28 protein-coding genes are annotated in these 25,634 nt (G+C 65.5%); 10 read left to right on the top strand and 18 right to left on the bottom strand.

Translation table 11 applies throughout. The annotated features are described in order from the left end of the window. The first annotated feature begins 7 nt into the window (after positions 1-7). Together AB4Y79_RS03660 and AB4Y79_RS03655 are read left to right on the top strand one after the other, a co-directional pair. Positions 8-469: an FAS1-like dehydratase domain-containing protein gene (locus AB4Y79_RS03660; RefSeq protein ID WP_441858814.1), complete on the top strand. Its 462-nt coding sequence runs from the start codon at positions 8-10 to the stop codon at positions 467-469. A gap of 2 nt (positions 470-471) precedes the next feature. Then, on the top strand, positions 472-909 hold the full coding sequence (locus AB4Y79_RS03655) for a MaoC family dehydratase (protein ID WP_441858812.1): 438 nt from the start codon (positions 472-474) through the stop codon (positions 907-909). A gap of 104 nt (positions 910-1,013) precedes the next feature. Here the strand turns inward: AB4Y79_RS03655 and AB4Y79_RS03650 are convergent, their stop codons facing one another. Further along, a complete protein-coding gene (locus AB4Y79_RS03650) occupies positions 1,014-1,994 on the bottom strand; it encodes a trypsin-like serine peptidase (RefSeq protein WP_441858810.1) in 981 nt (326 codons plus the stop codon). Positions 1,995-2,180: 186 nt separating this feature from the next. Between AB4Y79_RS03650 and AB4Y79_RS03645 the strand changes: the two genes are divergently transcribed. Together AB4Y79_RS03645 and AB4Y79_RS03640 are read left to right on the top strand one after the other, a co-directional pair. Then, a complete protein-coding gene (locus AB4Y79_RS03645) occupies positions 2,181-3,248 on the top strand; it encodes a UDP-N-acetylmuramate dehydrogenase (protein WP_441858808.1) in 1,068 nt (355 codons plus the stop codon). Between the two features lie 52 nt (positions 3,249-3,300). Beyond that, on the top strand, positions 3,301-4,401 hold the full coding sequence (locus AB4Y79_RS03640) for a winged helix DNA-binding domain-containing protein (RefSeq protein WP_441858806.1): 1,101 nt from the start codon (positions 3,301-3,303) through the stop codon (positions 4,399-4,401). Here the strand turns inward: AB4Y79_RS03640 and AB4Y79_RS03635 are convergent. The 15 genes from AB4Y79_RS03635 to AB4Y79_RS03565 all read right to left on the bottom strand — a co-directional run bounded on the left by AB4Y79_RS03635 (position 4,398) and on the right by AB4Y79_RS03565 (position 17,973). Then, complete coding sequence (locus AB4Y79_RS03635) at positions 4,398-5,558, bottom strand: cation:proton antiporter (RefSeq protein WP_441858804.1); 1,161 nt, start codon at positions 5,556-5,558, stop codon at positions 4,398-4,400. The two genes, AB4Y79_RS03640 and AB4Y79_RS03635, sit on opposite strands and share 4 nt — an antisense overlap. A 30-nt stretch (positions 5,559-5,588) precedes the next feature. After that, positions 5,589-6,719: an aspartate-semialdehyde dehydrogenase gene (asd, locus tag AB4Y79_RS03630; RefSeq protein ID WP_441858802.1), complete on the bottom strand. Its 1,131-nt coding sequence runs from the start codon at positions 6,717-6,719 to the stop codon at positions 5,589-5,591. Between the two features lie 95 nt (positions 6,720-6,814). Then, positions 6,815-7,216, bottom strand: a complete 402-nt coding sequence (locus AB4Y79_RS03625) for a hypothetical protein (RefSeq protein WP_441858800.1) — start codon at positions 7,214-7,216, stop codon at positions 6,815-6,817. Continuing rightward, a complete protein-coding gene (locus AB4Y79_RS03620) occupies positions 7,203-7,643 on the bottom strand; it encodes a hypothetical protein (protein ID WP_441858798.1) in 441 nt (146 codons plus the stop codon). Before AB4Y79_RS03620 ends, AB4Y79_RS03625 begins: the two co-directional genes overlap by 14 nt. Positions 7,644-8,062: 419 nt before the next feature. After that, entirely contained in the window at positions 8,063-8,473 is a 411-nt protein-coding gene (locus AB4Y79_RS03615) for a hypothetical protein (protein ID WP_441858796.1), read from the bottom strand. After that, positions 8,470-9,111 (bottom strand): hypothetical protein, encoded by a 642-nt coding sequence (locus AB4Y79_RS03610; RefSeq protein ID WP_441858795.1) that lies wholly within the window; start codon positions 9,109-9,111, stop codon positions 8,470-8,472. Before AB4Y79_RS03610 ends, AB4Y79_RS03615 begins: the two co-directional genes overlap by 4 nt. A gap of 19 nt (positions 9,112-9,130) precedes the next feature. Continuing rightward, positions 9,131-10,198 carry a hypothetical protein gene (locus AB4Y79_RS03605; protein ID WP_441858794.1) on the bottom strand — a complete coding sequence of 356 codons (1,068 nt, stop codon included), beginning with the start codon at positions 10,196-10,198 and terminating at the stop codon, positions 9,131-9,133. A gap of 86 nt (positions 10,199-10,284) precedes the next feature. Next, positions 10,285-10,503: an NF038396 family protein gene (locus AB4Y79_RS03600; protein WP_308930249.1), complete on the bottom strand. Its 219-nt coding sequence runs from the start codon at positions 10,501-10,503 to the stop codon at positions 10,285-10,287. A 4-nt stretch (positions 10,504-10,507) separates the two neighbouring features. After that, positions 10,508-11,092 (bottom strand): dihydrofolate reductase, encoded by a 585-nt coding sequence (locus tag AB4Y79_RS03595; RefSeq protein WP_441858793.1) that lies wholly within the window; start codon positions 11,090-11,092, stop codon positions 10,508-10,510. Next, complete coding sequence (locus tag AB4Y79_RS03590) at positions 11,089-11,892, bottom strand: thymidylate synthase (protein ID WP_441858791.1); 804 nt, start codon at positions 11,890-11,892, stop codon at positions 11,089-11,091. The genes AB4Y79_RS03595 and AB4Y79_RS03590 overlap by 4 nt, the downstream gene beginning before the upstream one ends. Before the next feature lie 9 nt (positions 11,893-11,901). Further along, positions 11,902-12,594, bottom strand: coding sequence for a hypothetical protein (locus tag AB4Y79_RS03585; RefSeq protein ID WP_441858789.1), 693 nt, complete (start codon positions 12,592-12,594; stop codon positions 11,902-11,904). Between the two features lie 319 nt (positions 12,595-12,913). After that, entirely contained in the window at positions 12,914-13,882 is a 969-nt protein-coding gene (locus AB4Y79_RS03580) for an NUDIX hydrolase (protein WP_308930253.1), read from the bottom strand. Between the two features lie 8 nt (positions 13,883-13,890). After that, positions 13,891-16,140 (bottom strand): RNA degradosome polyphosphate kinase, encoded by a 2,250-nt coding sequence (locus AB4Y79_RS03575; protein ID WP_441858787.1) that lies wholly within the window; start codon positions 16,138-16,140, stop codon positions 13,891-13,893. A 132-nt stretch (positions 16,141-16,272) separates the two neighbouring features. Next, positions 16,273-17,241, bottom strand: coding sequence for a mycothiol synthase (gene mshD, locus AB4Y79_RS03570; protein ID WP_441858785.1), 969 nt, complete (start codon positions 17,239-17,241; stop codon positions 16,273-16,275). 33 nt (positions 17,242-17,274) lie between these two features. Beyond that, positions 17,275-17,973 carry a winged helix-turn-helix transcriptional regulator gene (locus AB4Y79_RS03565; protein ID WP_308930255.1) on the bottom strand — a complete coding sequence of 233 codons (699 nt, stop codon included), beginning with the start codon at positions 17,971-17,973 and terminating at the stop codon, positions 17,275-17,277. Positions 17,974-18,312: 339 nt separating this feature from the next. Here AB4Y79_RS03565 and AB4Y79_RS03560 point away from each other — a divergent pair, with 339 nt between their 5' ends. The 6 genes from AB4Y79_RS03560 (at position 18,313) to AB4Y79_RS03535 (ending at position 23,753) form a co-directional block, all read left to right on the top strand. Continuing rightward, positions 18,313-19,080: a permease gene (locus tag AB4Y79_RS03560; RefSeq protein ID WP_441858903.1), complete on the top strand. Its 768-nt coding sequence runs from the start codon at positions 18,313-18,315 to the stop codon at positions 19,078-19,080. A gap of 173 nt (positions 19,081-19,253) precedes the next feature. Next, positions 19,254-19,862 (top strand): FABP family protein, encoded by a 609-nt coding sequence (locus AB4Y79_RS03555; protein WP_018760487.1) that lies wholly within the window; start codon positions 19,254-19,256, stop codon positions 19,860-19,862. A 17-nt stretch (positions 19,863-19,879) separates the two neighbouring features. Continuing rightward, the gene (locus tag AB4Y79_RS03550) at positions 19,880-20,614 is read left to right on the top strand and encodes a flavodoxin family protein (protein ID WP_441858783.1); all 735 of its coding nucleotides are present in this window, start codon (positions 19,880-19,882) and stop codon (positions 20,612-20,614) included. 57 nt (positions 20,615-20,671) lie between these two features. Then, positions 20,672-21,754, top strand: coding sequence for a CAF17-like 4Fe-4S cluster assembly/insertion protein YgfZ (ygfZ, locus tag AB4Y79_RS03545; protein ID WP_441858782.1), 1,083 nt, complete (start codon positions 20,672-20,674; stop codon positions 21,752-21,754). Continuing rightward, positions 21,754-22,176, top strand: a complete 423-nt coding sequence (locus AB4Y79_RS03540) for an ankyrin repeat domain-containing protein (RefSeq protein ID WP_441858780.1) — start codon at positions 21,754-21,756, stop codon at positions 22,174-22,176. The genes ygfZ and AB4Y79_RS03540 overlap by 1 nt, the downstream gene beginning before the upstream one ends. Before the next feature lie 53 nt (positions 22,177-22,229). Next, positions 22,230-23,753 carry a DHA2 family efflux MFS transporter permease subunit gene (locus tag AB4Y79_RS03535; protein ID WP_441858778.1) on the top strand — a complete coding sequence of 508 codons (1,524 nt, stop codon included), beginning with the start codon at positions 22,230-22,232 and terminating at the stop codon, positions 23,751-23,753. On the opposite strand, the gene AB4Y79_RS03530 is transcribed toward AB4Y79_RS03535, so the two are convergent. Then, entirely contained in the window at positions 23,715-24,431 is a 717-nt protein-coding gene (locus AB4Y79_RS03530; protein WP_441858776.1) for a GNAT family N-acetyltransferase, read from the bottom strand. The two genes, AB4Y79_RS03535 and AB4Y79_RS03530, sit on opposite strands and share 39 nt — an antisense overlap. Before the next feature lie 27 nt (positions 24,432-24,458). After that, the gene (locus AB4Y79_RS03525) at positions 24,459-25,484 is read right to left on the bottom strand and encodes an ATP-dependent 6-phosphofructokinase (RefSeq protein WP_018760481.1); all 1,026 of its coding nucleotides are present in this window, start codon (positions 25,482-25,484) and stop codon (positions 24,459-24,461) included. Between the last annotated feature and the right edge of the window lie 150 nt (positions 25,485-25,634).

The raw sequence follows: 25,634 nt of genomic DNA, 5'->3' as shown, positions 1-25,634 counted from the left end.
GGAAGCCATGACTATCAATTCGGATCTGCAGGGCCGAAGCTACCCTGCCGCAGAGGTGTATGACGTTGGCCGGGAGAAAATCCGCGAGTTCGCCCGCGCCGTCAAGGCCGCCCACGCTGCGCACTTCGACGTCGAGGCAGCGAAGGCCCTGGGCCACCGCGATCTCGTAGCCCCGCCCACGTTCGCCATCATCATCGCCCAGCGTGCCGATGCCCAGCTCATCGAGGATCCGGAAGCCGGTATCGACTTCTCCCGTGTGGTCCACGCCGACCAGCGCTTCATCCACCACCGCGCCATCGTGGCTGGAGACCGTCTCGTCGCGGAACTCCACGTTGACGGTGTCCGGGCCATGGGCGGTGGCGCCATGATCACCACCCGTTCGGAGATCTTCGCCCTTGGCGACGGGGACTCCCGCGAGCAGGTCACCACCACCACGTCATCCATCCTGGTCCGCGGAGAGGGACAGTAGCCATGAGCCCAAGCATCCACGAACTCAGCCCGGGCCAGGAGATCGGCAGCCGCACCATCGTGGTCACCCGGACCGACCTGGTCAAATACGCCGGCGCATCCGGCGACTTCAACCCGATCCACTGGAACGAGGCCTTCGCCACCAGTGTGGAGCTGCCCGGCGTCATCGCGCACGGGATGTTCACCATGGGTTCTGCCGTGCAGGTTGTCACGGACTGGGCAGGCGACCCCGCCGCCGTCGTCGATTTCCAGACCCGCTTCACCAAGCCCGTCCTGGTCACCGATACCACCGGCACCGATGAGCCCGGCGCCACGATCGAGGTCAGCGGCATGATCGGAAAGCTCGACGCGGAGGCCAACACGGCGCGGATCGACCTCACCGTCGTCGCCGCCGGGCAGAAAGTCCTGATGAAAGCACAGGCACTGGTCAAGCTGGCCTGACGCCCCGCTGGCACCATGGTCGGACTGTCGGTCCTGGGTTTTAACACGGTTGAGGGAGGGCGCCCCCGGGGCTTCCTCCCTCAACCCTTTATGGCACGTATGGGTCAGGAAGCCGCGGCAGCGTTGTAGACCGACTGGATGACCGAACCCCAGTACGGGCCGTACATGGTGGTGGAATTGCTTCCATAGCCATAGCTGTTGACCGAGTTCTGGTATCCGCCCGAGGAGGTGCCAATGAACCAGGGACCGCCGGAGGAACCACCGGTCATGTTGCAGGGGATGCCTTGGGTGTTGAACTGCGGGTTGTAGGGATCGTTGGTGGCGGTCCCCGAGCAACTCTTGAGGGATTCTCCGTTGAAAGGTGGTGCGGCCGGGTAACCGAACGCCTTGTAGCTGAGGCCTCGGGCGGCGTTGAACCGTACCCCGGAGGCGCCCACGACGTCTGCGAGGTTACGGCCGTTCAGCGGTGACATCACGGCGAACCCGGTGTCGTACTGCATGTTGCCTGATGAGCTCCACTCGGTCGGGGCGTAGAGCGCCTTGGCCGTCCACTTGCCGTAAGGCGCTGCCCCGTTGAGGTAGGCAGGGACGAACGTGAACCGCGTTGCGAAGGCGCCGGGACCTTCATTAAGGCAGTGGCCTGCCGTGGAAACAGTGCTTCGGTTCGTGGAAGCTACCGAGTTGGCCGAGCACACATAGTCTGTTCCGCCCAACGTAAAGAACACCTTGCCGATGTGCGGGACGGGGTTTTCGCTGGCGTTCGCCAACGGCTGGACCGCCGGATCCGACCCCTTGATTTTCGTTTCCGTTCCCTTGCCAACGGCTTCCCCGGCCGGGGCAGCATTGCCCTTTTGGCGCTGCAGCGCCTTCTTGGCAAGAACGTCGCCCGGCACTGCTGCCCGCATGCGCTCTGGAGTCCAGTAGTCCGCGCTGCCGCCCTCGGTCCTGTTGCTGCTGATCCCGGGAGCCGCGTCGTTTCCGGGGGCAGAGGGTGCCGCTGTGGCGCCTCCGGCCGATGAAAAGGCGAACAATGCGGCTGTCGATAGGCTCATGAGGCTCGTGGCCAGAGTCCTGGTAATAGTCATAGCTGTCCTATGCGGTTTCGGGGAAAGCGGGCCCAGGTCTGTGATCCGCTGGCTCGAAAATACGCATATATGACAGATTTGTAAATATGCAACACTGATCTTGTTAGTTAATTATTGAATCTGTTACTGGGGGGCCGGGGGCTGCGACGCCGGGGAGAGTGTGGGGTTCCCTAGTATTGTTGACGGGTGACTTCCACCATGCTCTCCCAGCTGACCACGTCCGCCGTCGGCGGCCCCGCCGGCACCTTCATCGAGGCCCGGACGGAGGAGGAGATCATCGACGCCGTCAGGTCGGCGGACGCCGCAGGGGATCGGCTCCTGATCATCAGCGGCGGCTCCAACCTCCTGGTGTCCGACGACGGGTTCCCCGGGACCGTCGTCAGGATCGCCTCGGAGGGCTTCACCGTGAACGCGGAGGACTCCTGCGGCGGGGTGGCCGTTGTAGTTCAGGCAGGCCACAACTGGGACCGGCTGGTGGAGTACGCCGTACGCCATGCCTGGTCCGGGATTGAGGCGTTGTCCGGTATCCCTGGTTCAACGGGCGCCACCCCCGTCCAAAACGTGGGTGCCTACGGCGCCGAAGTGTCCCAGACCATCGCCGCCGTCCGCACATGGGATCGGGAGCGGAACGCCGTGCAGACGTTCACAAGTTCCGAACTGGAATTCGGTTACCGGGACTCCGTCCTTAAGCGGACCACCGTTGACGGTTCCCCCCGGTACGTGGTCCTCACCGTTGAATTCCAGCTGCCGCTGGGGCGCATGAGCGCACCCATCCGGTACGCCGAACTTGCCCGTTCCCTCGGCGTGGACGTGGGCAAGCGCGCGTACGCCAATGACGTCCGCCGGGAGGTGCTGCGGCTGCGTGCCTCCAAGGGGATGGTGTGGGACGCCGCTGACAGGGATACCTATTCCACCGGTTCGTTCTTCACCAACCCGATCGTTCCGGCCGACGTTGCCGATACGTTGCCGGAATCGGCCCCGCGCTACCCGGCCGGCGGGGATGGGCTGGTGAAACTCTCCGCAGCGTGGCTGATCGACCAGGCCGGGTTCGGCAAGGGATTCGGGCTGGAACAGGGAAGCGTATCGGCTGGCCGTGCCTCGCTGTCCACCAAGCACACGCTCGCCGTCACCAACCGCGGCTCGGCCAGCGCGGCGGACATGGTGGCCGTGGCGCGGGAGGTGCGGGCCGGCGTCGAACGCCAATTTGGCATCCAGCTGCACCCCGAGCCGCTGCTCATCGGGCTGGAACTCTAGCCGACGGGTGTGCGGGCCCGGCACCAGCCGTGACGCGGCCTAGGATGGGGCCATGGCTGCACGAGGTGCCCTGCGCGACCGCAGGATGATAGGCAGGCTGCGGCTGGCGTCGCAACGGCTTGCGGGCGGTGGCGGCTCGGTGCCGGAATTGGTCCGGTGGATGACTGCCATGCAGGCCCAGGACCTGCCCGCCGCGCTGTGGGCGGTGGGGGTGCGGGTGCCGGGCGCCGGAATCACGGACGTGCGGGCTGCCATCGACAACGGCACGGTGGTACGGTCCTGGCCGATGCGTGGAACGCTGCATCTGGTGGCCCCTGAGGACCTGCGCTGGATGCTCGATCTGACCGCAGAGCGGCTTACCCGCAGCATCGCTGCCCGGCACCGCCAGCTGGACATCGCGTGGGCGGACGTTGAGAAGGCACGGGACATCGCCCTCGACCGGATTCTGGCGGAGGGCCCCATCAGCCGCCCCGAATTGTTCCGGGTTTTCGACGCCGGCGGCCAGCCAACCGCCGGGCAGCGGGGCATCCACCTCCTCGGCTCGCTCTGCCGGCACGGCTGGCTGGTGCTCGGCCCCTTGGCCGGGAACCAGCAGCTGATCGCCGCCTTCGACCAATGGATACCCTCATCCCGCCGCCTGGGACGGGAAGAGGCAGTCGCGGAATTCCTGCTGCGCTACCTCCGCAGCCACGGGCCGGCCACCCTCCGGGACTTCGCCTGGTGGACGCAGCTGCCGCTGACCGAGGTGAGGGCCGCGCTCCAGGAGGTCAGCGGGCAGCTGGAGGACTTGGAGTTTGAGGGCACCACGTACTGGATGTCGCCCGAGACGGCGGGCCTCCTTGATACCGGCCTGCCGGGCGCCCGCTCCGTACACCTGCTGCCCGGTTTTGACGAGTTCGTCCTCGGCTACACTGACCGCACGCCCGTCCTGGCACCGGAGCACTTCGACCTGATCGTTCCGGGCGGCAACGGCGTCTTCAAGAAGACCGTGGTGGCCGCGGGGAAGGTTGCCGGCACCTGGGTTGTCCAGGGCACGGGCCGGAGCGCCGTCGTCGTACCCGAGATGTTCGACGCAACCTCGCCCCTTGGCCCGGCCGCCCAAAAAACGCTCGCGAAGGCCGCCGAAGATTATTTGAGGTTTCTGGGCCGCTAGGTTTTCGGGAGCGGCTTGACGGCCGCGGGAGGTGTCCACCGCCGGGCGGCCCGCTGCCCTGCAAAGGCACTCGCGGCGATCGTGACCAGGGCTCCGAGGAGCACTGCGGCGCCCTCACCGGGGAGCAGGACCCCCGTCCGGGTTCCGATGCTGGCCGCAGCCACCGGGATGCCAAGCTGGGCCGCCGACAGGACGCCGAGGATGGCCGGCACGCCCAGGAGGCGAAGAACCGCATGGATGAGAAGGGATCCGCCTCCGAGGCACAGCCCCAGCAGGATCATGCCCGGGTACGCCGCCAGCTCGCTCAGGTTCAGCGAGGCGCCGAGGCAGACGAAGAAGACGGGGCCCAGGAATCCGTCGCTGACCGCGAACAACTGGTGGGCGAGGCGCCGGGGTTCACCCACCGCAGCCACCACCAGACCGAAGGCGAAGCCGGCCAACATGATGGACACGTTGTTGAGGACGGCCAGCCCGGCCAGGGCGAAGAGGATTGCCAGCTGGATCCGGAGCTCCAGGGCGAACCTTCGGTTTTCCGAAAGTTTGTGCAGCCTGGCCCGGGCGCCGGACTGCTCAGCGCGTCGCAGCAGCAGGAACAGCACCGCGGCACAGAGTGCGACGGCGAGGGATCCCACCGCTACCCGGCCGGCGTTCACGGGATCGAGGGCAAGGGGGAGTGCCACGATGCAGGCGACGTCCGCGATGGCTACCTGCGCCGTCATGGCCAGCACGGGAGGGCCGCTGAGGTGCAGTGAGTCAATAATTGGCAGGACCATCGCCGCTGACGAGGACGCGAGCAGGACCGCGTAGAGCGGGGCGTGGCCGGTACCGAAGGCGGCCGCCACGGCAACGCCGGTGGCGGCAGCCAAGGCCGCTGCCACCACGGCCTGCACGGCACCGTGGCCCAAGGCTGAACGGAGCCGGGCGTCCCGTACGGGCACATGGGTACCTACGACGAACATCAGCAGGGCAAAGCCGACGTCGGAAAGGAGCCTCAGCGTGGGGTCGGAGGGGTCGATCAGGTTCAGCCCGCTCCGGCCAATGGCGAGGCCGGCGAACAACTCGCCGGCCACCACTGGCACCCGCCATTTGGCGGGCAACGCCAGCAGCGGGCCGGCCATGGCAACCACGGTGATCAGGGCGAGGGCCAGGAATGCCATGATCTGCCTGCGCGGCGGCCGGGCCGGATGTTACAGGTTGCCGGTGGCGATGTTGAGCATGCGGCGCAGCGGCTCGGCGGCGCCCCAGAGGAGCTGGTCACCCACGGTGAAGGCGCTGATGTACTGCGGGCCCATTTCCATCTTGCGGATGCGACCCACGGGGATGTCCAGGGTGCCGGAGGCGGCGACGGGGGTCAGCTCTGACATGGAGGCTTCCTTGGTGTTGGGAACCACCTTGGCCCACTGGTTGTCCTCGTCCAGCAGCTTCTCGATCTCGGCGACGGAGAGGTCCTCGCGGAGCTTGAGGGTCAGAGCCTGGGAGTGGGAACGCATGGCGCCAATGCGGACGCAAAGCCCGTCCATGATCACGCGGTTCTCCTCCGAGGTGCCAAGGATCTTGTTGGTCTCCACCCCGGCCTTCCACTCTTCCTTGGACTGTCCGTTGCCCAGGTCGGCATCGATCCAGGGGATCAGGGAGCCGGCCAGGGGAACACCGAACTGGGTGGCGTCGATGTCCGTGCGCTGGTGGGCCAGGACCTTGCGGTCGATGTCCAGGATGGCCGACGCGGGATCGTCCAGTTCCGTGCTGACCTCGGCGTTGAGCGTTCCGAACTGGCTGAGGAGCTCACGCATGTGCCGTGCCCCGCCGCCGGAGGCCGCCTGGTAGGTCATGGAGGTACCCCACTCCACCAGGCCGTTCTTGAACAGGCCGCCGAGTCCCATGAGCATGCAGGACACGGTGCAGTTGCCGCCGATGAAGTCCTTGGTGCCGTTGACCAGGCCCTTGTCGATGACGTCGCGGTTGATGGGGTCCAGCACGATGATGGAATCGTCGCTCATGCGCAGGGTGGAGGCGGCATCGATCCAGAGGCCGTCCCAGCCGCGGCTGCGCAGTTCGCCGTGGACCTGCTTGGTGTAGTCGCCGCCCTGGGCGGTGACGATAATGGGCAGCTTGGCCAGCGTGTCGACGTCGAACGCGTTCTCAAGCTTGCCAGCGCCTTCAGCGAAGGAAGGCGCGGCACCTCCCGCGTTGGAGGTGGAGAAGAACACCGGGTTGATGTTGGCGAAGTCGCCCTCGTCCTGCATGCGCTGCATGAGGACGGAACCGACCATGCCGCGCCATCCGATCAGGCCGACGGAGGGGGAAGCTGCTGTAGTCATTCGTCCAGTTTAGACTTCGCATCCGGCAGGGCGCAGTCGGTTACGTCACTGTGGAGCGGGCGCGGGAGGTACGACGGCGGCACGCGCCTGAGGCGCTATTCGACGGGCCGCCTGAGGTTCCTGGCCCGGCGCAGCTTTTCAGCTTTGCGCTCCTTGAAGAAGCCGTCCCAGCCTGCGAACAGGGGGTAAAGGACCAGCAGGTACATCCACCAGATCTCGCCCAGGATTCCCCACTGGTCTGTCACTGCCATCTGGACGATGCCGTAAAGCATCAGACCGAACAAGGCCGTCATCAGGAGGGAAAGGAACAGCAAACCGCCCCAGGAGTTCACAGGTTTGATGATGCCGAGCCCATCATCCTTCCTGACCCCATACTCGTCGTCGCTGTAGGCGACTACGTCAGTGTTTTCGGAGAGCCGGTGCAGTGTCCGCTCTTCAGGTTGTTGGTAGGGAACATAGCCCGGTTCCTGCGGCACGCCCCGGCTACGCCTGGCCATGCTGGTCCTGGTCGCAGTCCAGCTGGCGCGCGCTTGGCTCGAGGTTTCCCCGTTCCGCCCGCAGGCGTTTGGCTCTCGAAGCTACCTTTGCCATTCGAAGGGCGTACACGGCGCCCCCAACTCCGGTTGCAGTTAAGAACAGTGCGCTCCACATCGGATCTTGACCCCTGCTTGTAGGTCCTGCGACCAGCAGGATAGAGAAGACCGCCACAGCAGCTAAGACAACCGCCATCACCAGGAAGCCTCCAGCGGACCGTACCTGCGGATGCGAGCTTGCCGTGACTATTCCGAGTTCTTCCCTTGAGTAGCTGTGCAGTTCCCCGGTCACCGTGGGAAAGAGGATCCTCTCGGCATTCTTTGCAGCGCGCATCTCGTGTCTGTCCTTGGGGTCACTGGGAGACATGTCCTGCTCCTGGTTCGGGGGCATGCCGTTCCTTGCGCAGCTTCTTGGCCCGATACTCATCCTTTGCCATGCCGAAGGTGTACCAAGCTCCAAGACCGCTGAACGCAGTGAGGACCGAGGCGCCCCAGAACGGTTGACCGCCGTCCGGTAGGGGCCTCAGCAGTATTACAAGGGAAAGGAGGACCAAGAGCACCATGACGCCTGTCAGGGTCCCCATACCCCACCAGGTTTGGACCCGCACGTGTCCACGGCCCGGGGAAAACCCAATTTCGTCGGCGGGGTAACTGTGCAGTTCGCCCGTGTTGGTCGTTCGCAGCACCCGCTTTTCACCCCGTGCAAGCGCGGCCTTGTGTTCGGCATACGCTGCGTCGTTACGCCGCTTCTGGTCTGAGCTGTGAATCAATGCCGCAATTCCTCTATTGCTGCTCTACGGCTGATTATGGTCACCAGTCCGGCCTGCCCGAGCGGCGGGTGGGCGGCTCAAGAGTTTTACCAGCCGCTTTCCGGAGGCGCGCCGCCTTACGCTCTTTGAAGTAGTAAGCCCATGAGGTGGGCACCAGGACAAGCACGATGGAGCAGCCGATGATGAATTGCACCCAATTGGTGACCCCTTCGCCGGTGAGCAGAATAATCGCCGCTCCAACGACCACAGCAGAAAACAACGAGATCAGGACGGCCAGAAAAAGCAGGCCGCCAGCCGAGTTGACGGGTTTGATGGCACTTCCGGTTGAGCCTTTGTAAACCCCGTATTCCTCGCTCGTCAGCCCCTGCTTCGCGGCTTCCTGTTCGATCTGGCGTTTGTAGTAGCCTCTGCTCCTTGCCGGCGGCCCGGGTTGCGGTGTCTCGCTGCTCATCTGGCTTCTCCGCGGGTTTGCCGGATCCAGGCGAGCAGGTCGGAGGTGTCCAGCCCGGCGGTCTCCTCGACATCCTTTGTGGGATCAATAACTTTGCCCACGGCCCAGCCGAGGCCGTCTGGTCGGATAAGCAAATGGTCTTCTCCGGATGTCGTCTTCACCCGGATGAAGGCGGTTCCTTCGGGATGGGTTCGCCGGTGTTCTTGGAGGAGAGAGAGTTGGGCGTCTGCGCCGCTGGTATCCGGGTCCTGGGCGAAGACGAACCACGTGGCCAGGGTTCTGGGCTGCATCAGCACGGATACTTTATCCGACTCCACATGCACCACGGTGTCAGTTTTCTCGCCGTCAACCAGGCTGATTTCAGTCCATCGCATTGCCCTGGATAAGGCATACGCGGTGGGAACCGCCGGCCCTTCCAGTTCAAGGTCGTCCTCGACGCTGGCAAAGCCACGGCCCAGAAGCGAAGATCCTCCGGCGATGCAGATGGGGTCCGACCGGACTTCTTCTTCCAACCGGAGGACCTGGCCCGACTTTTTGGCGGCGTCGGTATCGAACCTTCTGATGAGGTATGCGATTTCGGCAAAGCCGAAGCCGATCGCTGTGTCCGGCGATTCGATAGAGTCACTGCTGGTTGTCACGAACTGTCCTTAAGTTGATTTAACCGATGCCGAGGAAGCTGGCAGCGCCCCTGCCGAGGTCGGCCAGATTCTTCCCGGTGTCTTCGACGAACTTGCCGGGGTCCTTCACGGCGCTGGCCACGGTGTCCACGACGTTCTCGGCGGCACCGTTCACAAACTCCCTGACCGCTGGGATCTCGTAAATCGCGATTCCGGCACTGACCACTTGGCAAACGGTTCCCGCGGGAGGCGGAAGGAAGCAAGCCACGCCAAGGGCGGTCTTCGCGCCGGACCAGAGCGCCTCTTCCCCTTTGCCCTCCGCGATGTAGCCCGCGGTGTCGAAGGCGTTAAGGCCCACGCCTGCCCATCCCAGGCCCCGGCCGAGGCCGCCCTTGCCAAGGCCTTCAAGAATTGAGCCTTGGCCTTTGAACAGCCATGGGCTTTCTTTGAATACTCCACCGAACTGGTTAAGCGCTGGGATGTATTTCTGGAGATTCTTCAGTCCGAGGAGATCTGCGCCCGAGTCCAGTAGGTTGTACGTGATGCTCTTGCCTGGAAGCTTGCCCCAGAGCTCTACATCGGTAAAAGCGTCGAGGCCCTTGGAAGCCATCGTGGCCAGTCCAAAGACATTCTTGGGCAGGTCAAGGGCGTTTTTCGCCAAGCCCCGGACGCCCCAGGCATCCCTGAACGGAGAGCCCTTCGCGAGCCAGTCGGGCCCCCATGGGTTTGCGGCAGCAGGGGTGTCGGCAGAACCCGCAAATGCTCCGATACCGGAGGGGGATCCAGGAACACCCGCTCCGCCCGAGCCGTCGGTGCTGGCCTTCTCCTGCTCGTCGGCGTTCTTGAGCAGCACCTTTGATTCCTGCTGCAGCCTCGTGACCGTCTGCTGAAGGAGTGTCCGGTGGTTGCTGTTCCAGTCAGAGCGGAAGCGCTGGGCGTCCGCGCCCTTCCAAGCCGGATTGTTGTTGATCTGGCTGCTCAGCTGCGTTGACTGCTGCTGCAGCAGGTCCGCCGTCTTGCTGAACTGCTGCGCTAGGGTGCGCAGTTGCGCGACGTCGGCACCCCACAAAGTTCCCGCCACCAGGATCTCCCCCCAATATTCATCCATCAGCCCCCGGCGTGATGGGCGTGCCCAGCCTAGAACAGGATAACGACGGGAGTGTATGGGGTGGCCTCCCCATACACTCCCGCTAACTAGCTCCGCTTGGACTCCTCCAGCACGGCCGCCTTGCGCGCACGCAGCGCAAAGAATGCGCCGAAGGTGAAAACCTGTGTGACCACCACCAGCACGATGGCACCGGCGATCTTGTTGCCGCCCAGGATCATGGTCAGTCCCACGATCGCGGACAGCAGCGCGAGCAAGGGAAGCAGCATGTAGCCCAGGACGAACAGGGTTTCGGGTTTCTTCAGCATGTTCCTAGCCCTCGGTCCGTGACCATTTGGTGAATCGGTAGCGCGTGCCGTTGGCGGCCGTCAGCCAGCCGTCCGGCGGGACGGAGGCGGACGCCTCCCAACTGGGGCCAAGCTCGGGAGCGAACGTGTCGCCGTCGGCCTTCACGTCGATGGTGGTGACGACGGCGACGTTGGCGAGATCCGTGGACTGGCGGAAAACGTCGCCGCCGCCCAGGATCCACACCGTTTCGCCGCCGTCGACAAACTGCGACTCAAGGAGCGCGTCGTCCAGGGAAGGAACCACGACGGCGCCCTCCGCCTCAGGCGTGTTGGCCCAGCTTTTCTGCCGGGTAATGACGATGTTCGTGCGGCCGGGCAGGGGACGGTACTTGTCCGGAAAGGAGAGCCAGGTCTTGCGGCCCATGATGACCGGGTGCCCGGTGGTGAGCCGGGTGAAGTGTTTGAGGTCCTCGGGCAGGTGCCAGGGCATGTCCCCGGCTTTGCCGATGACGCCGTCGGAGGTTTGGGCCCACACGAGACCAACTCCGGTGACGGAGGCAGCCAGTTCCTCCGTGAAGGACTGGGGGTCGGTGAAGTTTTCGGTGCTCATACGGCGATCGGTGCCTTGATGGTGGGGTGGTGCTGGTAGCCCACCACTTCGAAGTCCTCGAGCGTGTAGTCGAAGATCGACGCCGGCTTGCGGGTGATCTTCAACTGCGGGTACTCGTACGGCTCGCGTTCCAGCTGCTTGAGGACCTGGTCCATGTGGTTCTCATAGATGTGCACGTCCCCGCCGGTCCACACGAACTCGCCGGGTTCGAGCCCCACCTGCTGGGCCACCATGCAGGTGAGCAGCGCGTAGGAGGCGATGTTGAACGGCACGCCCAGGAACATGTCGGCGGAGCGCTGGTAGAGCTGGCAGGAGAGCTTGCCGTTGGCCACGTAGAACTGGAAGAACGCGTGGCACGGCGGCAGCGCCATGTCGTTGAGTTCGGAGACATTCCAGGCCGAGACGATGTGCCGGCGCGAGTCCGGTGTGGACTTCAGGTTCTCGATGAGTTCGGCGATCTGGTCGATGTGGCCGCCGTCGGGCGTGGGCCAACTGCGCCACTGCACGCCGTAGACCGGGCCAAGGTCGCCGTCTGCATCGGCCCATTCGTTCCAGATGGTGACACCCTGGTCCGTCATCCACTTGATGTTGGTCTCGCCGCGCAGGAACCACAGCAGCTCCACCGCCACGGACTTGAAGTGGACCCGCTTGGTGGTGATCAGCGGGAAGCTCTTGGCCAGGTCAAAGCGCATCTGGCGGCCGAAAACGCTGGTGGTTCCGGTGCCGGTGCGGTCCGATTTATGGGTGCCGGTGGCCAGGACATCGCGCAGGAGGTCTTCATACGGCGTAGGGATGCTCACGCCCCAAGTCTACTGGCTCGCCACTGGGAAACCCTGGGTGCGCCGCGGCCGGCCGTGCTGGCGCCGGGCGCGGCCTGCCACACGGTGGCCGGAGAGCCTGGGAACGGACCAGAGCAGCATCAACAGCAGGATCACCAGGTTGAGCGCGCCCGCCGGGTTCATCCAACTTGCGGGTCCGGTGGCAGGATCAGGCCGCGCCGCATGGTTCCCCGCAACGGCAGCCAGGCCGGACGCGATGGTGGCAACCGTGCGGAGCAGCCGGTTCATGGTGATGGTCCGCAGAAGTCCATCCTGTAGCGGAGTGAGTCCGGCCAACGGCGGCCGGTGGGTTATCAAAACCAGGACAACCAGGGTTCCAGCCGCCAGCACCAGCAGGGCGCCGCCCAGGTAACCCGATAGGTCGGCGCCGGGAATGCGGCCTTCTCCGCCGACGGTTAGGTAACCGCCGCTGCCGTCGGGTCGGGATTCATAGGGGAGAGGGGCAAAGCCAGGCAAGGTGGAGGTCCAGATAATCTGCGTGGCAGCTCCCGCGAAGATCGCCAAAACAGTCCAGGTCAGGCTGCGGGGAAGGAAATCCCGGACACGCCGCGGATTTCCGGATTGTTGAGGCTCTACAAGGCCGCCGGGAACGCTGAGCTGTCCCAGCACGTGGGCGGCCAGGCAGCCAAGAACCGGCCACGCAACGGCAGGGAGGATGTCCACAGGCGCAGTGCCACTGGGGGAAAGCGGGAGGATCCCCGCATTTGCCGCCGGCAACAACGAACTTGCCAACCAGCCAATCAGGCCGGTCCAGAAAGCGTGCCGGGACGCGATAGCCACACGGTCCCTGCCACTGCCTCCCCCGAGAAGGGACCGGAGCAGGAAATAAACGCCGCCTACAAGCAGTAACGGCCACAGGACAGTCATCGGTGGAACGTCGTCGACAACAGCGATCGTGGCAGCGTGCACGTTATCCCCCCAGAACAGTGCGTGGTCCACCCAGTCAAAGCGGATATGGGCCTGGGGTCAAGCAGGGCTTTGGCTAGTCGTCAAACGGCTTGAACTGTTCCACCGCCACAACCCGCTTCTTCCCGCCATGGGTTACATGGCACACCACAAGCTCGCCGGGGGAGAGGAAGGGCTCGTCCGCAGGCAATAGTTTCGCCAGGTGTGAAGGCATGTGGCCGGCGAGCTGCTTGAGGACTGTCGGCAGGGCCGGCCGGTGGGTGCAGGCAACCACCGGCCGCTGCTTGTCAAAGAGGGATTCGATGACGGCGGCGGTCTTTCGGGGGTTGCGCTGGTGCTTGTGCTCGGTCAGGCCTTCGGCGAGCTTAACCTTCGCCCCCGTGGCCCGTGCGTAAGGGGCAACGGTGGCAACGCAGCGCAGCCACGGGCTGGTGACCACCCGCATCGGCTTCCATGCCTGCAGGAGCCTTCCCACGGCCTGCGCCTGCCGGGTCCCGGTCGCAGCCAGCGGGCGCTCGCCCTCCGCCTTGCTCCACGACGAGCGCGGCTTGGCCTTGGCGTGGCGGAGCACCACCAGGGGCCACGTGTCCAGGCTGCCGCGCTCATGCGCGTCCCGCAGGTACTCCAAAGGGCCGACGTCGGACGGGTTGGACAGCAGCCGGGCCGCCTTGTCCGGGCCACACCACATCACGCTGTCCACCTCCTTGCCGTCCGGAACAAGGCCGTTGCCGTTGACTTTGACCGCCCAGTAGTGGACCTTCTTGAGGCCCGAAGCGACGTGGTAATGGATAGGCGGCAAGGGGATTCCCAGCGGTGCCTCGAGTCCGATCTCCTCGCGCACCTCCCGGACCGCGCATTCGGGGACCGTCTCGCCGTCGTCAATCTTTCCCTTCGGCCATGACCAGTCGTCATAGCGCGGCCGGTGGATCAGCAGGACTTCCAGCCTGTCCTTGTTGACCCGCCACGGGATGGCGCCCGCAGCGGTTACGGCTACGGGTTCCCCTGGGTGGTCAGTCTGGTCGGCTACGAGTGCATCGCTCGACAATGCGCTGCCTAGCGCCGGCTCAGGCTGCGCTGCCGCGGCCGGGACGCCAGCAGCCAGGACTGGACATCTTCAAGCGGCTTGCCGTCCTCGGAAAGGTGGTGCCGTATCCAGCGGCCTTCGTTGTCCAAGTGCCAGCTGGACGTTTCCGGGTCCATGTACCGCCGCAGTAGATCCAGGACATAGATGATGTCGTCGGCACTGCTCAGCTGGACCAGTGCTTCCACGCGGCGGTCCAGGTTGCGGTGCATCATGTCCGCGGACCCGATGTACACCACCGGGTCACCGCCGTTGGCAAAGGCGAATACCCGCGAGTGCTCAAGGAACCTGCCCAGGATGGAGCGCACCGTGATGTTCTCGCTCAGTCCCGGGACGCCGGGGCGCAGCGAGCAGATGCCGCGGACGATGACGTCCACCTTCACTCCGGCCTGCGAGGCGCGGTACAGCGAATCGATGATGGCCTCATCCACCATCGAGTTCACCTTGATCTGTACCTGGCCGGGCACGCCCGCCCTCGCGTTGCGGATCTCCGTCTCGATCCGGTCGATGAGTCCCGACCGCACGGACCGGGGCGCCACGAGGAGGCGTTTGAACGTGGACTTGGGGGCGTAGCCGGAGAGCTGGTTGAACAGCTTGGAGAGGTCTTCGCCCACCTGGTCGTTCGCGGTCAGGAGGCCCAGGTCCTCGTAGTAGCGGGCGGTCCGGGGGTGGTAGTTGCCGGTGCCGATGTGGCAGTAGCGGCGCAGTCCGTCAACCTCCTGGCGGACCACCAGCGAAAGCTTGCAGTGCGTTTTCAGGCCCACGATGCCGTAGACCACGTGTACGCCTGCCTGCTCCAGTTTCCGGGCCCAGGAGATGTTGGCCTGCTCGTCGAAGCGTGCCTTGATTTCCACCAGGGCCAGGACCTGCTTGCCTGCCTCGGCTGCGTCGATCAAGGCGTCCACGATGGGGGAATCGCCGGACGTGCGGTAGAGGGTTTGCTTGATCGCCTGGACCTTCGGGTCCGACGCCGCCTGCTCCAGGAACGCCTGCACCGACGTGGAGAAGGAATCATACGGGTGGTGCAGCAGGATGTCCCGGCGGCGCATGGCGGCGAAAACGTTGGCGGCCTTGGACGTTTCGGATTCGTTCAGGTACCGCGACGTGTGCGGCATGTGCTTGGGGTAATGAAGGTCAGCGCGGTCGATTCCGGCAATCACCGACAGTCCTCGCAGGTCCAGCGGAGCGGGGACCGAGTACACCTCGGACTCCTCCACGCCCAGCTCGCGGATCAGCAGCGCCCTGATATTGGGGTTGATGTCGTTGGCTACTTCGAGCCGGACGGGCGGGCCGAAGCGGCGGCGCAGCAGTTCCTTCTCCAGGGCCTGCAGGAGGTTCTCGGCGTCGTCCTCCTCCACCTCCAGGTCCTCGTTGCGGGTGACGCGGAAGGTGTGGTGCTCGAGCACCTCCATGCCCGGGAAGAGCTTGTCCAGGTGGACGGCGATGACTTCTTCCAGCGCGATGAACCGGGCCACCCGCCCGGGCACGGCACCGGCCCGGGGGCCGTCGATGGAGATCAGCCGGGGCAGCTGGTCCGGCACCTTCAGGCGGGCGAAGAGCTCCTTGTCGCTGACCGGGTTTCGGACCACCACGGCAAGGTTCAGCGAAAGCCCGGAAATGTAGGGGAAGGGGTGGGCCGGGTCAACGGCCAGCGGGGTCAAGATGGGGAAGACTTTTTCCGCGAACATGACGCTGAGCTGCTGCTTGGCGGCGTCGTCCAGTTCTTGCCAGTGCATGAGGTGGATGTGTTCGTAGGCCAGTGCGGGGCGGATCTGGTCGGCGAAAACCTGCGCGTGCCGCTCCTGCAGCCGGTGGGCTTCCTCGCTGATCCGCTCCAGCACCTCCACCGGGCTCAGGCCGGCGGGGGAGGGGACGGCGAGCCCGGTGGCGATGCGGCGCTTGAGGCCGGCCACGCGGACCATAAAGAACTCGTCCAGGTTGGAGGCGAAGATGGACAGGAAGCTGACGCGTTCCAGCAGATGCAGGGTGGGGTCCTCGGCCAGTTCCAGCACCCTGGAATTGAATGCGAGCCAGCTCAGTTCGCGGTCCAGGAAACGGTCCGGCCGGATGTCGCCTTCGGGTTGAAGGTTTGGCGCGAATTCGGGGATGTCGATGCGGTCCTGGGTGGCCCTTGCGGCAGGGACCTCGGAGGAGCCAAAACGGGCCCGCGCAGGCAGTGCAACATCCTGGGACGTGGCTGTTCCGGAGGGTTCCGGGTTCATGGCTTCTCCTTATGGCTGACGCTGTGAAGCCGGCGCTTCCGCCCCGCGCGGCTCCCTTCCAACCTTACAAGCATTCACCGGCCGCACGGCCGTGTTTAACGCGCCGACGGGCTTTGTTCCGGCCCGCTGAACCTAGCCCGCAGCCGGGCCATACATGACGTCCATGTCCCAACGGGTGAACCCCAACCGCCGGTACAGGGCAACGGCCGCAGTATTGTCCGCATCCACGTACAGCATGACCCCGTTCAGGCCGGCGTCGCGCAAGTGCTTGATGCCGGCGATGGTCAGGGCCTTGCCGAGCCCAAGCCCCTGTGCCTCCGGCGCCACGCCCACCACATACACTTCGCCGATTGCAGGATGCCCGCCGTGACGCGGGTGGACCTTGGTCCAGTGGTAGCCCAGCAACCGGCCCTCCCGGTCCTCGGCCAGGAAGAACCCCGCAGGATCGAACCAGTCCTCCGCCATCCGGGCATCCAGGTCCGCCCGGGTCAGGTTTCCTTGCTCAGGATGGTGCGCGAATGCCGCCCGGTTGGCAGCCAGCCAGGCGTCCTCATCCCTGCCCGGCACGAAGGCGCGGATGGTCACGCCGTCCGGCAGTCCGGCGTCGGGCAGGTCTGCTCCCGCCGTCGTCATCCGCATCTTCCACAACTCACGCACCGGCGCGTAGCCGTAGCGGGCGGCGAGGTCCGCGGCGGCCTCGTGGTTCCCGTGGGACCAGGCCTTCAGGCCGTCGAAGCCTCGAACCTCCTTGAGCGCGCCCACCAGCCGGTCGGCCACGCCCTGGTTCCGGTAGGAGGGATGGACGGCGATTTCCAGGACACCGTTGCCGTCTGGTTCGTCCACCACGGCGGCGAACCCGGCCAGGTCCTGGCCGGTGGCGGGGTCGGAGTCCTCGTCGGGTGCGTACAGGGCCAAGGTCAGCAGGGTGTGCTCCGCGGAGTCGCCGGCGCGCATGGTGACCAGGGTCTGTTCGGAGATCGAAGGATTGCCGTCCGATTCCTCGGCCGCGGCCAGGAGGTCGCGGCAATCTTTCAGGAGCTGCTGGTCAACCCCGCCCCGGACAACCTGGACGGGCCACTTCTGCGGATGCGCTGGAGTCATGAGCCAAGGCTATACGTCGATGGCGCGCCAGGCTCAGGCTTCGGTGAGTTCGTCTTCCTGCTGCCTGACCAGGGTGAGGCGGTAACCCACGTTCCTGACCGTGCTGATCAGGTTCTCGTGGTCCGCACCGAGCTTGGCCCGAAGCCGGCGGACGTGGACGTCAACGGTACGGGTGCCGCCGTAGTAGTCGTAGCCCCAGACTTCCGTGAGCAACTGCTGGCGGGTGAAGACGCGGCCGGGATGCTGCGCCAGGTATTTCAGGAGCTCGAATTCCTTGAAGGTAAGGTTCAGCGGTGCGCCGTTGACCCGTGCCGTATAGCTTGCTTCGTCGATGATCACACCGGCGGCCCGGATTTCGCTGGGCGCGTCGTCCTGCTCCGGCACGGCCCGGGCAACGGACAACCGGATGCGGGCTTCAACCTCGGCGGGACCGGCGGAATCAAGGACGATGTCGTCAACGGCCCACGCAGAGGAAACCGCTGCCATGCCGCCCTCGGTGAGGATAAGCACAAGCGGCGCACTGAGTCCGGTGGCCTTTAGGAGCTGGGTCAGGGAACGTGCACCTACCAGGTCCTTGCGGGCATCCAGCAGGACGATGTCGCACGGGTCCGTTTCGAGGAGGGCAGTGGGTTCCGCGGGCAGGATATGGACCCGGTGGTTCAGCAGCTCCAAGGCAGGCAGGATGTCCACCGAAGAACCGGTGCTGTTCGTCAGTAACAGGATGTGCGACATTGTTCCTCCAAGGGCCGTCCGCGCATCATTGGGCGACTGAACCGGATTCTCACCGGCCGGTACTGGCTTCCTGCGTGAGGTTTTGGTCCGTCAGCACGCCGCCGGCCAGCCACCTCAGCAGGGAGCGTAGCTGAACCTTGAGTATACCCGGCACCCCTGTCCAAGCCACAGATTCGGGCCTTGGACAGGTACGTTTTGCGACATAAGCCGTTCACATAGGGCAGGATTGGACCAGGGCGGACCAGCCCTGCCATGAGGGGGCGGACCAGCCCTCCACCCGATTCCAGGATGGGAAATCAGCGCAGTGAGTGCACCGACGAAGCACAGGCCGGGCCCCGGATGACGGCGGAACTGCAGTCACCTGTTCGGTCACTTGGCTCCTGGACTATCGGCGTCGTCGGGATCGCCGGGCTCATCGCAATCATCGCCGGTGTCTATTCCTCTCCGGAAGCCTTGGTTGCCGTCGCCATCCTGATCGCCTTGGCTGTCGGGATCGGGTGGCCGCACTTCCTGCGCATCCCCGCCAAAAAGACCCTTGCCGCCGTTATTGCCCTGCCGGGAGCCGCAGCCGCGGTCTCTGCCGCCGTGGTGCCACCCCCCGGCTACCTCGACTGGACACCTGCCTTCGTCGCCTTGGGCATGATGGCCGTCTTCGTGGTGCAACTCATCCGCGGCACCGGCCAGGCGCAACGGCTGGAGTCCACCCTCGGGTGCTGCGTTGGTGTACTCCTGTCCTGCCTCGGCGCGGGCTGGATCGCCGGTGCCCGGTTCAATGGCGTCCGCGAAATGCTGCTGGTGGCCGCGATCAGCGCCGCCGTGGCGCTCCTTGCCGGACTCATCCAATGGCCGGACAGCATCGTGGCGCCGCTGGGTGTCGTCCTGGCCGGCCTGGCCGGTCCGCTCGCCGGGCTGGTCCTGTCGGACATCGCCGTCCTGCCGGCCGCCATCTTCGGCGTTATTGTGGGTGCGGTCCTGGCCAGCTTCCGCAGGCTCGCCACGCTGCGTGGCGCGCCTTTGAATATGCTGGCAGCGCTGAGCATGGGCCTGGCGCCGGTCTCAGCTGTGGGATCCCTGGCTTACTTCATAGACAAACTACTCATCTACTAACGGGTTAGGATTGCACCATGTCCGTACTTGCATTTGAAATCTTCTTCCTCGTCCTGCTCGGTATCGCGAGCGTCTCCATGGCCTGGTTCGCCGGTTTCGTGGTCTACCGCCTCTTCAAGGGCCAGAAGTAGCCGCTCCCTTTCCCACCCCCGCCGTCTCTCGAGGTAATGCCAGTGCCCATTGAGATTCCCACAGATCTGACCCCCGAACTCGTCCCCCTTTCCTGGCTCATCGGTGAGTGGGAGGGACGCGGCCGGCTGGGCAGCGGTGACGAGGATTCCGAGCACTTCCTGCAGCACGTATCGTTCACCCATAACGGGCTGCCGTACCTTCAGTACCGCGCCGAAAGCTGGTTGACCGACGACGACGGCACGCGGCTGCGGCCGCTCACCGTCGAGACCGGCTTTTGGGCGCTGGAGCGAAAGCAGCTGGATGCCGACGGCGGTCCAGGGCTGGTGCCGGCAGATATCGTTCCCGTGTTGAAGAGCGCCGACGAGGTGGAAGCGCTGCGCAACAAGGACGGCGGCTTTGACATCTCCGTATCCATCGCCCACCCGGGCGGCATCACGGAGCTGTACTACGGGCAGATCAAGGGACCGCAGATCCAGCTGACCACCGACATGGTCATGCGCGGGAGCCACTCCAAGGATTACAGTGCCGCTACCCGGATCTTCGGCCTGGTGGACGGGAACCTTTTGTGGCGGTGGGACGTGGCAACGGGTGGAGAGGCCGGGAAAGGGCTGGAGGCCCACGCCTCTGCATTCCTGAAAAGAGTTTCCTGACCCGGAAAGGCCCCGCCATGGAAGACGGCACGGAACACGCAGGCAAGCCCAGCAGTTACAGCGACCTCAAAGCCGTCTTCTTCAACGGCACCCTGAAGAAGTCACCCCAGACCTCCAACACCGAAGGGCTGATCAACATCAGCCGCCGGATCATGGAGAAACAGGGCGTCAGTACCAAGCTCATCCGCACTGTCGATCACGACATCGCCACCGGCGTCTACCCCGACATGACCCAGTATGGCTGGGCCACCGATGAATGGCCGGAGATCTTCCCCGCCGTCCAGGAAGCGGACATCGTGGTGGTGGCCGGCCCCATCTGGCTGGGCGACAACTCGTCCCAGACCAAGAAACTGATAGAGCGGCTCTACGCCCACTCCGGCCAGCTCAACAGCAAAGGCCAGTGGGCGTTCTACCCGAAGGTGGGCGGCTGCCTGATCACCGGGAACGAGGACGGCATCAAGCACTGTGCCATGAACGTCCTCTACAGCCTGCAGCACATCGGCTTCAGCATCCCGCCACAGGCAGACGCCGGGTGGATCGGGCCGGTAGGACCCGGCCCCAGCTACCTGGACGAAGGCTCCGGCGGACCGGAGACAGACTTCACCAACCGGAACACAACGTTCATGACCTGGAACCTCCTGCACCTGGCGAGGACCCTCAAGGATGCCGGCGGCTACCCGGCCTACGGCAACCTGCCCGGCGAATGGGCTGCCGGCACACGGTTCGATTTTGAAAATCCGGAATACCGCTAGGGTTGGTTGCCTCTCGAAACCCGGAATACCCCGCTGATAAAGGACGTTGCCGCCAGTATGAGTACCCCCAGCCCCCTGTTGTCGCGTCCCGGCGCCGTTGAGGCCGCCGGCGCCGACGCCGGTGTCGCCGCCCACTACGGCGAGCCGCTGCGCGAGCAGCGCGCACTCGCTGCCGGAACCGCCGTCGTCGACCTTTCCCACCGCGGTGTGGTCACCGTCGCCGGGCCGGACCGGCTGAGCTGGCTCAACACACTCTCGTCCCAGCAGGTGGCGGCCCTGGCACCGGGCGAATCCAGCGAACTGCTGCTGCTGAGTGTCCAGGGGCGCATCGACTTTGACGCCCGCGTTATTGACGACGGCGGGACCACCTGGCTGATCGTCGAGGCCGCCGACGCCGCACCGCTGGCTGAGTACCTGAACCGGATGAAGTTCATGCTGCGGGTGGAGAACGCCGACGCCTCCGCCGACTGGGCCGTGGTGGGCAGCACCAAAGCCGTTCCCGAATGGTCCGGCCGCCTCGCCTGGCAGGACCCGTGGCCGCACGTCTCGGCAGGCGGGTACTCCTACGCCACCGTTCCTGAGGAAAGCCACCCCGGCCTCCAGCGTCCGTGGTTCGAATACCTCATCCCCGCCGCGGAACTGGAGGACGCCGTCGCCGGGCGTCCGCTCGCGGGAGTGCTTGCAGCCGAAGCCCTCCGGGTCGCCGCCTGGCGCCCCCGGATCGGCGCTGAAACCGATGACAAGACCATCCCGCACGAACTCGACCTGCTGCGCACCGCGGTGCACCTGGCCAAGGGCTGCTACAAAGGGCAGGAAACAATCGCCCGCGTCCACAACCTGGGCCACCCGCCGCGCCGGCTGGTGTTCCTGCAGCTGGACGGCTCGCAGCACACGCTGCCCGCCGCCGGCAGCCCGGTCATGGCAGGGGAGCGCCGGGTGGGAACGGTGACCTCCGTGGCACAGCACCACGAAATGGGTCCTGTGGCGCTGGCGGTCATAAAGCGATCCGTGGCACCGGATGAGATACTGACCGTCCTGGACGGCGACGAACCGTATCCGGCTGTCCAGGAACTCATTGTCGCCCCGGACGCCGGCCAGGTTGTTGGGCGGCAGACCGGATTCTTGAGGGGGCCACGCTGATGACTGACCAGACCGCAACGGGAACCGGCGCAACGGAACCCGTGGAGGACAACGATGCCGCAGTGGCCTTGGCGCACACGCTGTTCCAAGCGGCCCGCGACGGCAACGACGCCTTGCTCGGCGCCTACCTTGAGGCCGGGGCGCCGGCAACCATGACCAACGCCACAGGCGACTCCCTGCTGATGCTGGCCGCCTACCATGGCCACGCCGGTACGGTGGGGTTGCTCCTGCAGCACGGCGCCGACGCCAACACCGCCAACGACCGCGGCCAGACCCCGCTCGCCGGGGCCGCCTTCAAGGGCTACCCGGACGTGGCCCGTATCCTGCTGGACGCCGGAGCTGATCCGGATGCCGGAGCGCCCTCGGCACGCGCCGCGGCGCAAATGTTTGCCCGCACGGAGATTTTGGATCTGCTGGGCTAGCGATGACGCCGGGTTTGCCCGGCCCTTGAATATAACTTCAGAAGGATGAACGGATGGAAAACGTAGAAAAGCCCTGGCCGGCGCTATGGTCCCTGGTGATCGGGTTCTTCATGATCCTGATCGACACAACCATCGTTTCCGTGGCCAACCCACGGATCATGGAGGGGCTGCATGCCGACATCAACTCTGTCATCTGGGTGACCAGCGCCTACCTGCTGGCCTACGCCGTTCCGCTGCTCATCACCGGCCGCCTCGGGGACAGGTTCGGGCCCAAAAAGCTGTACCTCTCCGGCCTGGTGGTCTTTACCCTTGCCTCACTGTGGTGTGGCCTGTCCGGCGACGTCCGGATCCTGATCGCTGCCCGCGTCCTCCAAGGGCTCGGCGCTGCCATGATGACTCCCCAGACCATGGCCGTCATCACCCGCATCTTCCCGCCGGACCGCCGCGGATCTGCGATGGCAGTCTGGGGCGCAACCGCCGGCATGGCAACCCTCGTCGGACCCATCCTCGGCGGTGTCCTGGTGGACGGCCTCGGCTGGGAGTGGATCTTCTTCATCAACCTTCCCGTGGGCGTCGTCGGCTTTATTTTGGCGTGGCGCAACGTGCCCGCGCTGAGCACCCACCCGCACAAGTTCGACATCCCCGGCGTCCTGCTCAGCGCCGTCGGCCTGTTCCTCCTTGTCTTTGGCATCCAGGAAGGCGAGACCTACAACTGGGGCACCATCACCGGGCCCATCAGCGTGTGGGGCCTGATCATCGCCGGCATCGTGGTGCTGGCGGCTTTCGTGGCGTGGCAGCGCTTCAACAAGGGTGAGCCGCTGCTGCCCCTGGCGCTCTTCAAGGACCGGAACTTTTCGCTCGCCAACATCGGCATCACCACGGTGGGCTTCACCGTGACCGCCTTCAGCCTGCCGCTGATCTTCTACTACCAGCTGGTCCGGGGCCTGACCCCCACCCAGTCCGCCCTGATGATGGTGCCCATGGCCCTGATCTCGGGGGGACTCGCGCCCGTCGTGGGCAAACTGGTGGACCGGGTCAACCCCAAATACATCACCGCCACCGGGCTCGTGCTGATGGCTGTGGCCCTGCTCTGGAACTCTGCCCTCATGCAGCCGGACACGCCCATCCTCATGTTCCTGCTGCCCAGCGCAGTCCTGGGCTTCGCCAATGCAGGCATCTGGGCGCCGTTGAGCACCACGGCTACCAGGAACCTGCCGCCACGGCAGGCAGGGGCAGGATCGGGTGTGTACAACACCACCCGCCAGATCGGCGCGGTCCTGGGCAGTGCCGCCATCGCGGTGCTGATCCAGTCGCGGCTCGCCGCCGAACTCCCCGCGGGAGGCCCCGGCGGATCCGCCGGCGAAGGTCTGGCGATGGGCGGATCCCTGCCCGAGTTCCTGCATGCCGGCTTTTCGACGGCGATGGGTCAGTCCATCCTTCTACCCGCCGGAGTGATCCTGGTAGGCGCAGCCGTCGCCTTGTTCTTCGCCAAACCGAAGCCGGTCCAGAACTGGGGCGCGCCCGGCCAGGGCGAGCCGTCAGCGAAGGTGGACGCTGGTCTGGATTCCGCCGGCTGAGAGGCCGAGCTTCCGGGCCAGCGCCAGGCAACCCGTGTTGCTGACGTCCGCGCGCCACTGCAGCGTCAGCCCCGCTGCCAGGGCTTCATGGGCGGCAATGGACCCCGCCAGGGAACCCAGACCACGGCGCCGCCACTCAGGGTCCACCAGCACGCCCATGTTGGCCAGCAGGCCTTCCCACTCGCCGTAGGCCCCGCAGGCCAAGGGCACGCGCCGGCCGTCCTGCTCGTGGACGATCGTGTACCGGTTTTCGAGGTCGGAGAGGCCGACTTCGTTGACGTCATCCGGCGGGCAGCGGCCCTCCAGCTCGATGGCCTCAGGGTTTCCGTGGGACACGGTCAGTTCTTCGGCGGGCTGCTGCAGGGGCAGATCGTCCGCGAAGAACAGTGCCGCCGCACCGAGGCCGTGACCGCCCTGGTCCCTGGTGAGGGTCAGGAGAGTCACGTGCTGGGCCATTTCCTCGTCCGGGATGCTGGCGGCGGCGTCAATCACGCTCTGCGGTCCCACGAGCACCGAACTCCCGAAAAGCCGCACGAACTCAACGGTCCGGGCCGACTCGTCAGCGCGGACAATCCGTTCGTCGGAGGCAAGTGCGGTCCCGAATGCGTCGTCGTCGAGGCCCAGCCGGCGTGCCCACGCCAACTGGATGATGGCAGCAGAGCCGGGATCGAGTGTCATGGTCCCAGCCTAGGGCGGCCCGTCGGCTTATCCGAACAGGACAGCGGCTTCGTCGTACCGGTTCTGCGGGACGGTCTTCAGCTGGCCCAGGGCTTCCTGGAAGGCGACGTGGTGGATGTCGGTACCCTTCAGCGCCACCATGGTGCCCCAGTAGCCTTCCACCACGGAATCGATGGCCGCCATGCCCAGCCGGGTGGCCAGGACGCGGTCGAAGGCGGACGGTACGCCGCCGCGCTGGATGTGGCCCAGGATGGTTGCCCGGGTCTCGATGCCGGTCCTGGCTTCCAGCTCGGGTGCCAGCTGGTCTGCGATGCCGCCCAGCCGGGGCCGGCCGAAAGTGTCCAGCCCGCGCTCGGAGTGCGGGCTCTCCATGTGCTCGGGGACAAAGCCCTCAGCCACCACCACCAGGGGTGCGCGGCCGCGGGCGTGGGCTTCATTAACCCACTCGGTGATTTGCTCGATGCTGACCTTCTGCTCCGGGATCAGGATGGCGTGCGCGCCCGCGGCCATGCCCGCGTGCAGGGCGATCCAGCCCACGTGCCGGCCCATCACCTCGGCGATCATGCAGCGGTGGTGGGACTCGCCGGTGGTGCGGAGACGGTCGATCGCTTCGGTGGCTATCTGCACTGCGGTGTCGAAGCCGAAGGTGTAGTCGGTGGCGTCGAGGTCGTTGTCCACGGTCTTGGGGACGCCAACGATTTTCAGCCCTGCGTCGGTCAGGCGTTTGGCGGCGGCGAGCGTTCCCTCACCGCCGATGGCGATGATCGCATCGATGCCAAGCCGGTCCATGTGGGCCTTGATGGCCTCGGGGCCGCCGCCGTTTTCGAACGGGTTGGTGCGTGAGGTGCCCAGGATGGTGCCGCCCTGCTTCGCGATACCGCGGACCATGGTGCGGGGGATGTCGATGATGTCGCCCTCCACCACGCCGCGCCAGCCATCGAGGAATCCGACGAATTCGTGGCCGTGGATGGCGATGCCCTTCAGCACGGCGCCGCGGATCACGGCGTTCAAGCCGGGGCAGTCGCCACCACTGGTAAGGATTCCAATTTTCATGTTCAGCTCAAATCCTGGGAGAAGGTTTACAGGCAGAGCGCCACGCTGAGCTCACCTAGAAGTGTAGTGGGGTGTGTGGGGTACGACACAAACCGGTTACATGCGGTGCGCGCTCCCGGAGGTTGCTCCGGGCAAGGAAAAGGCCCCCGC

The organism is Pseudarthrobacter sp. YAF2 (assembly GCF_052113345.1).
Taxonomy (GTDB): domain Bacteria; phylum Actinomycetota; class Actinomycetes; order Actinomycetales; family Micrococcaceae; genus Arthrobacter.
This window is presented reverse-complemented; position numbering and strand designations above follow the sequence as displayed.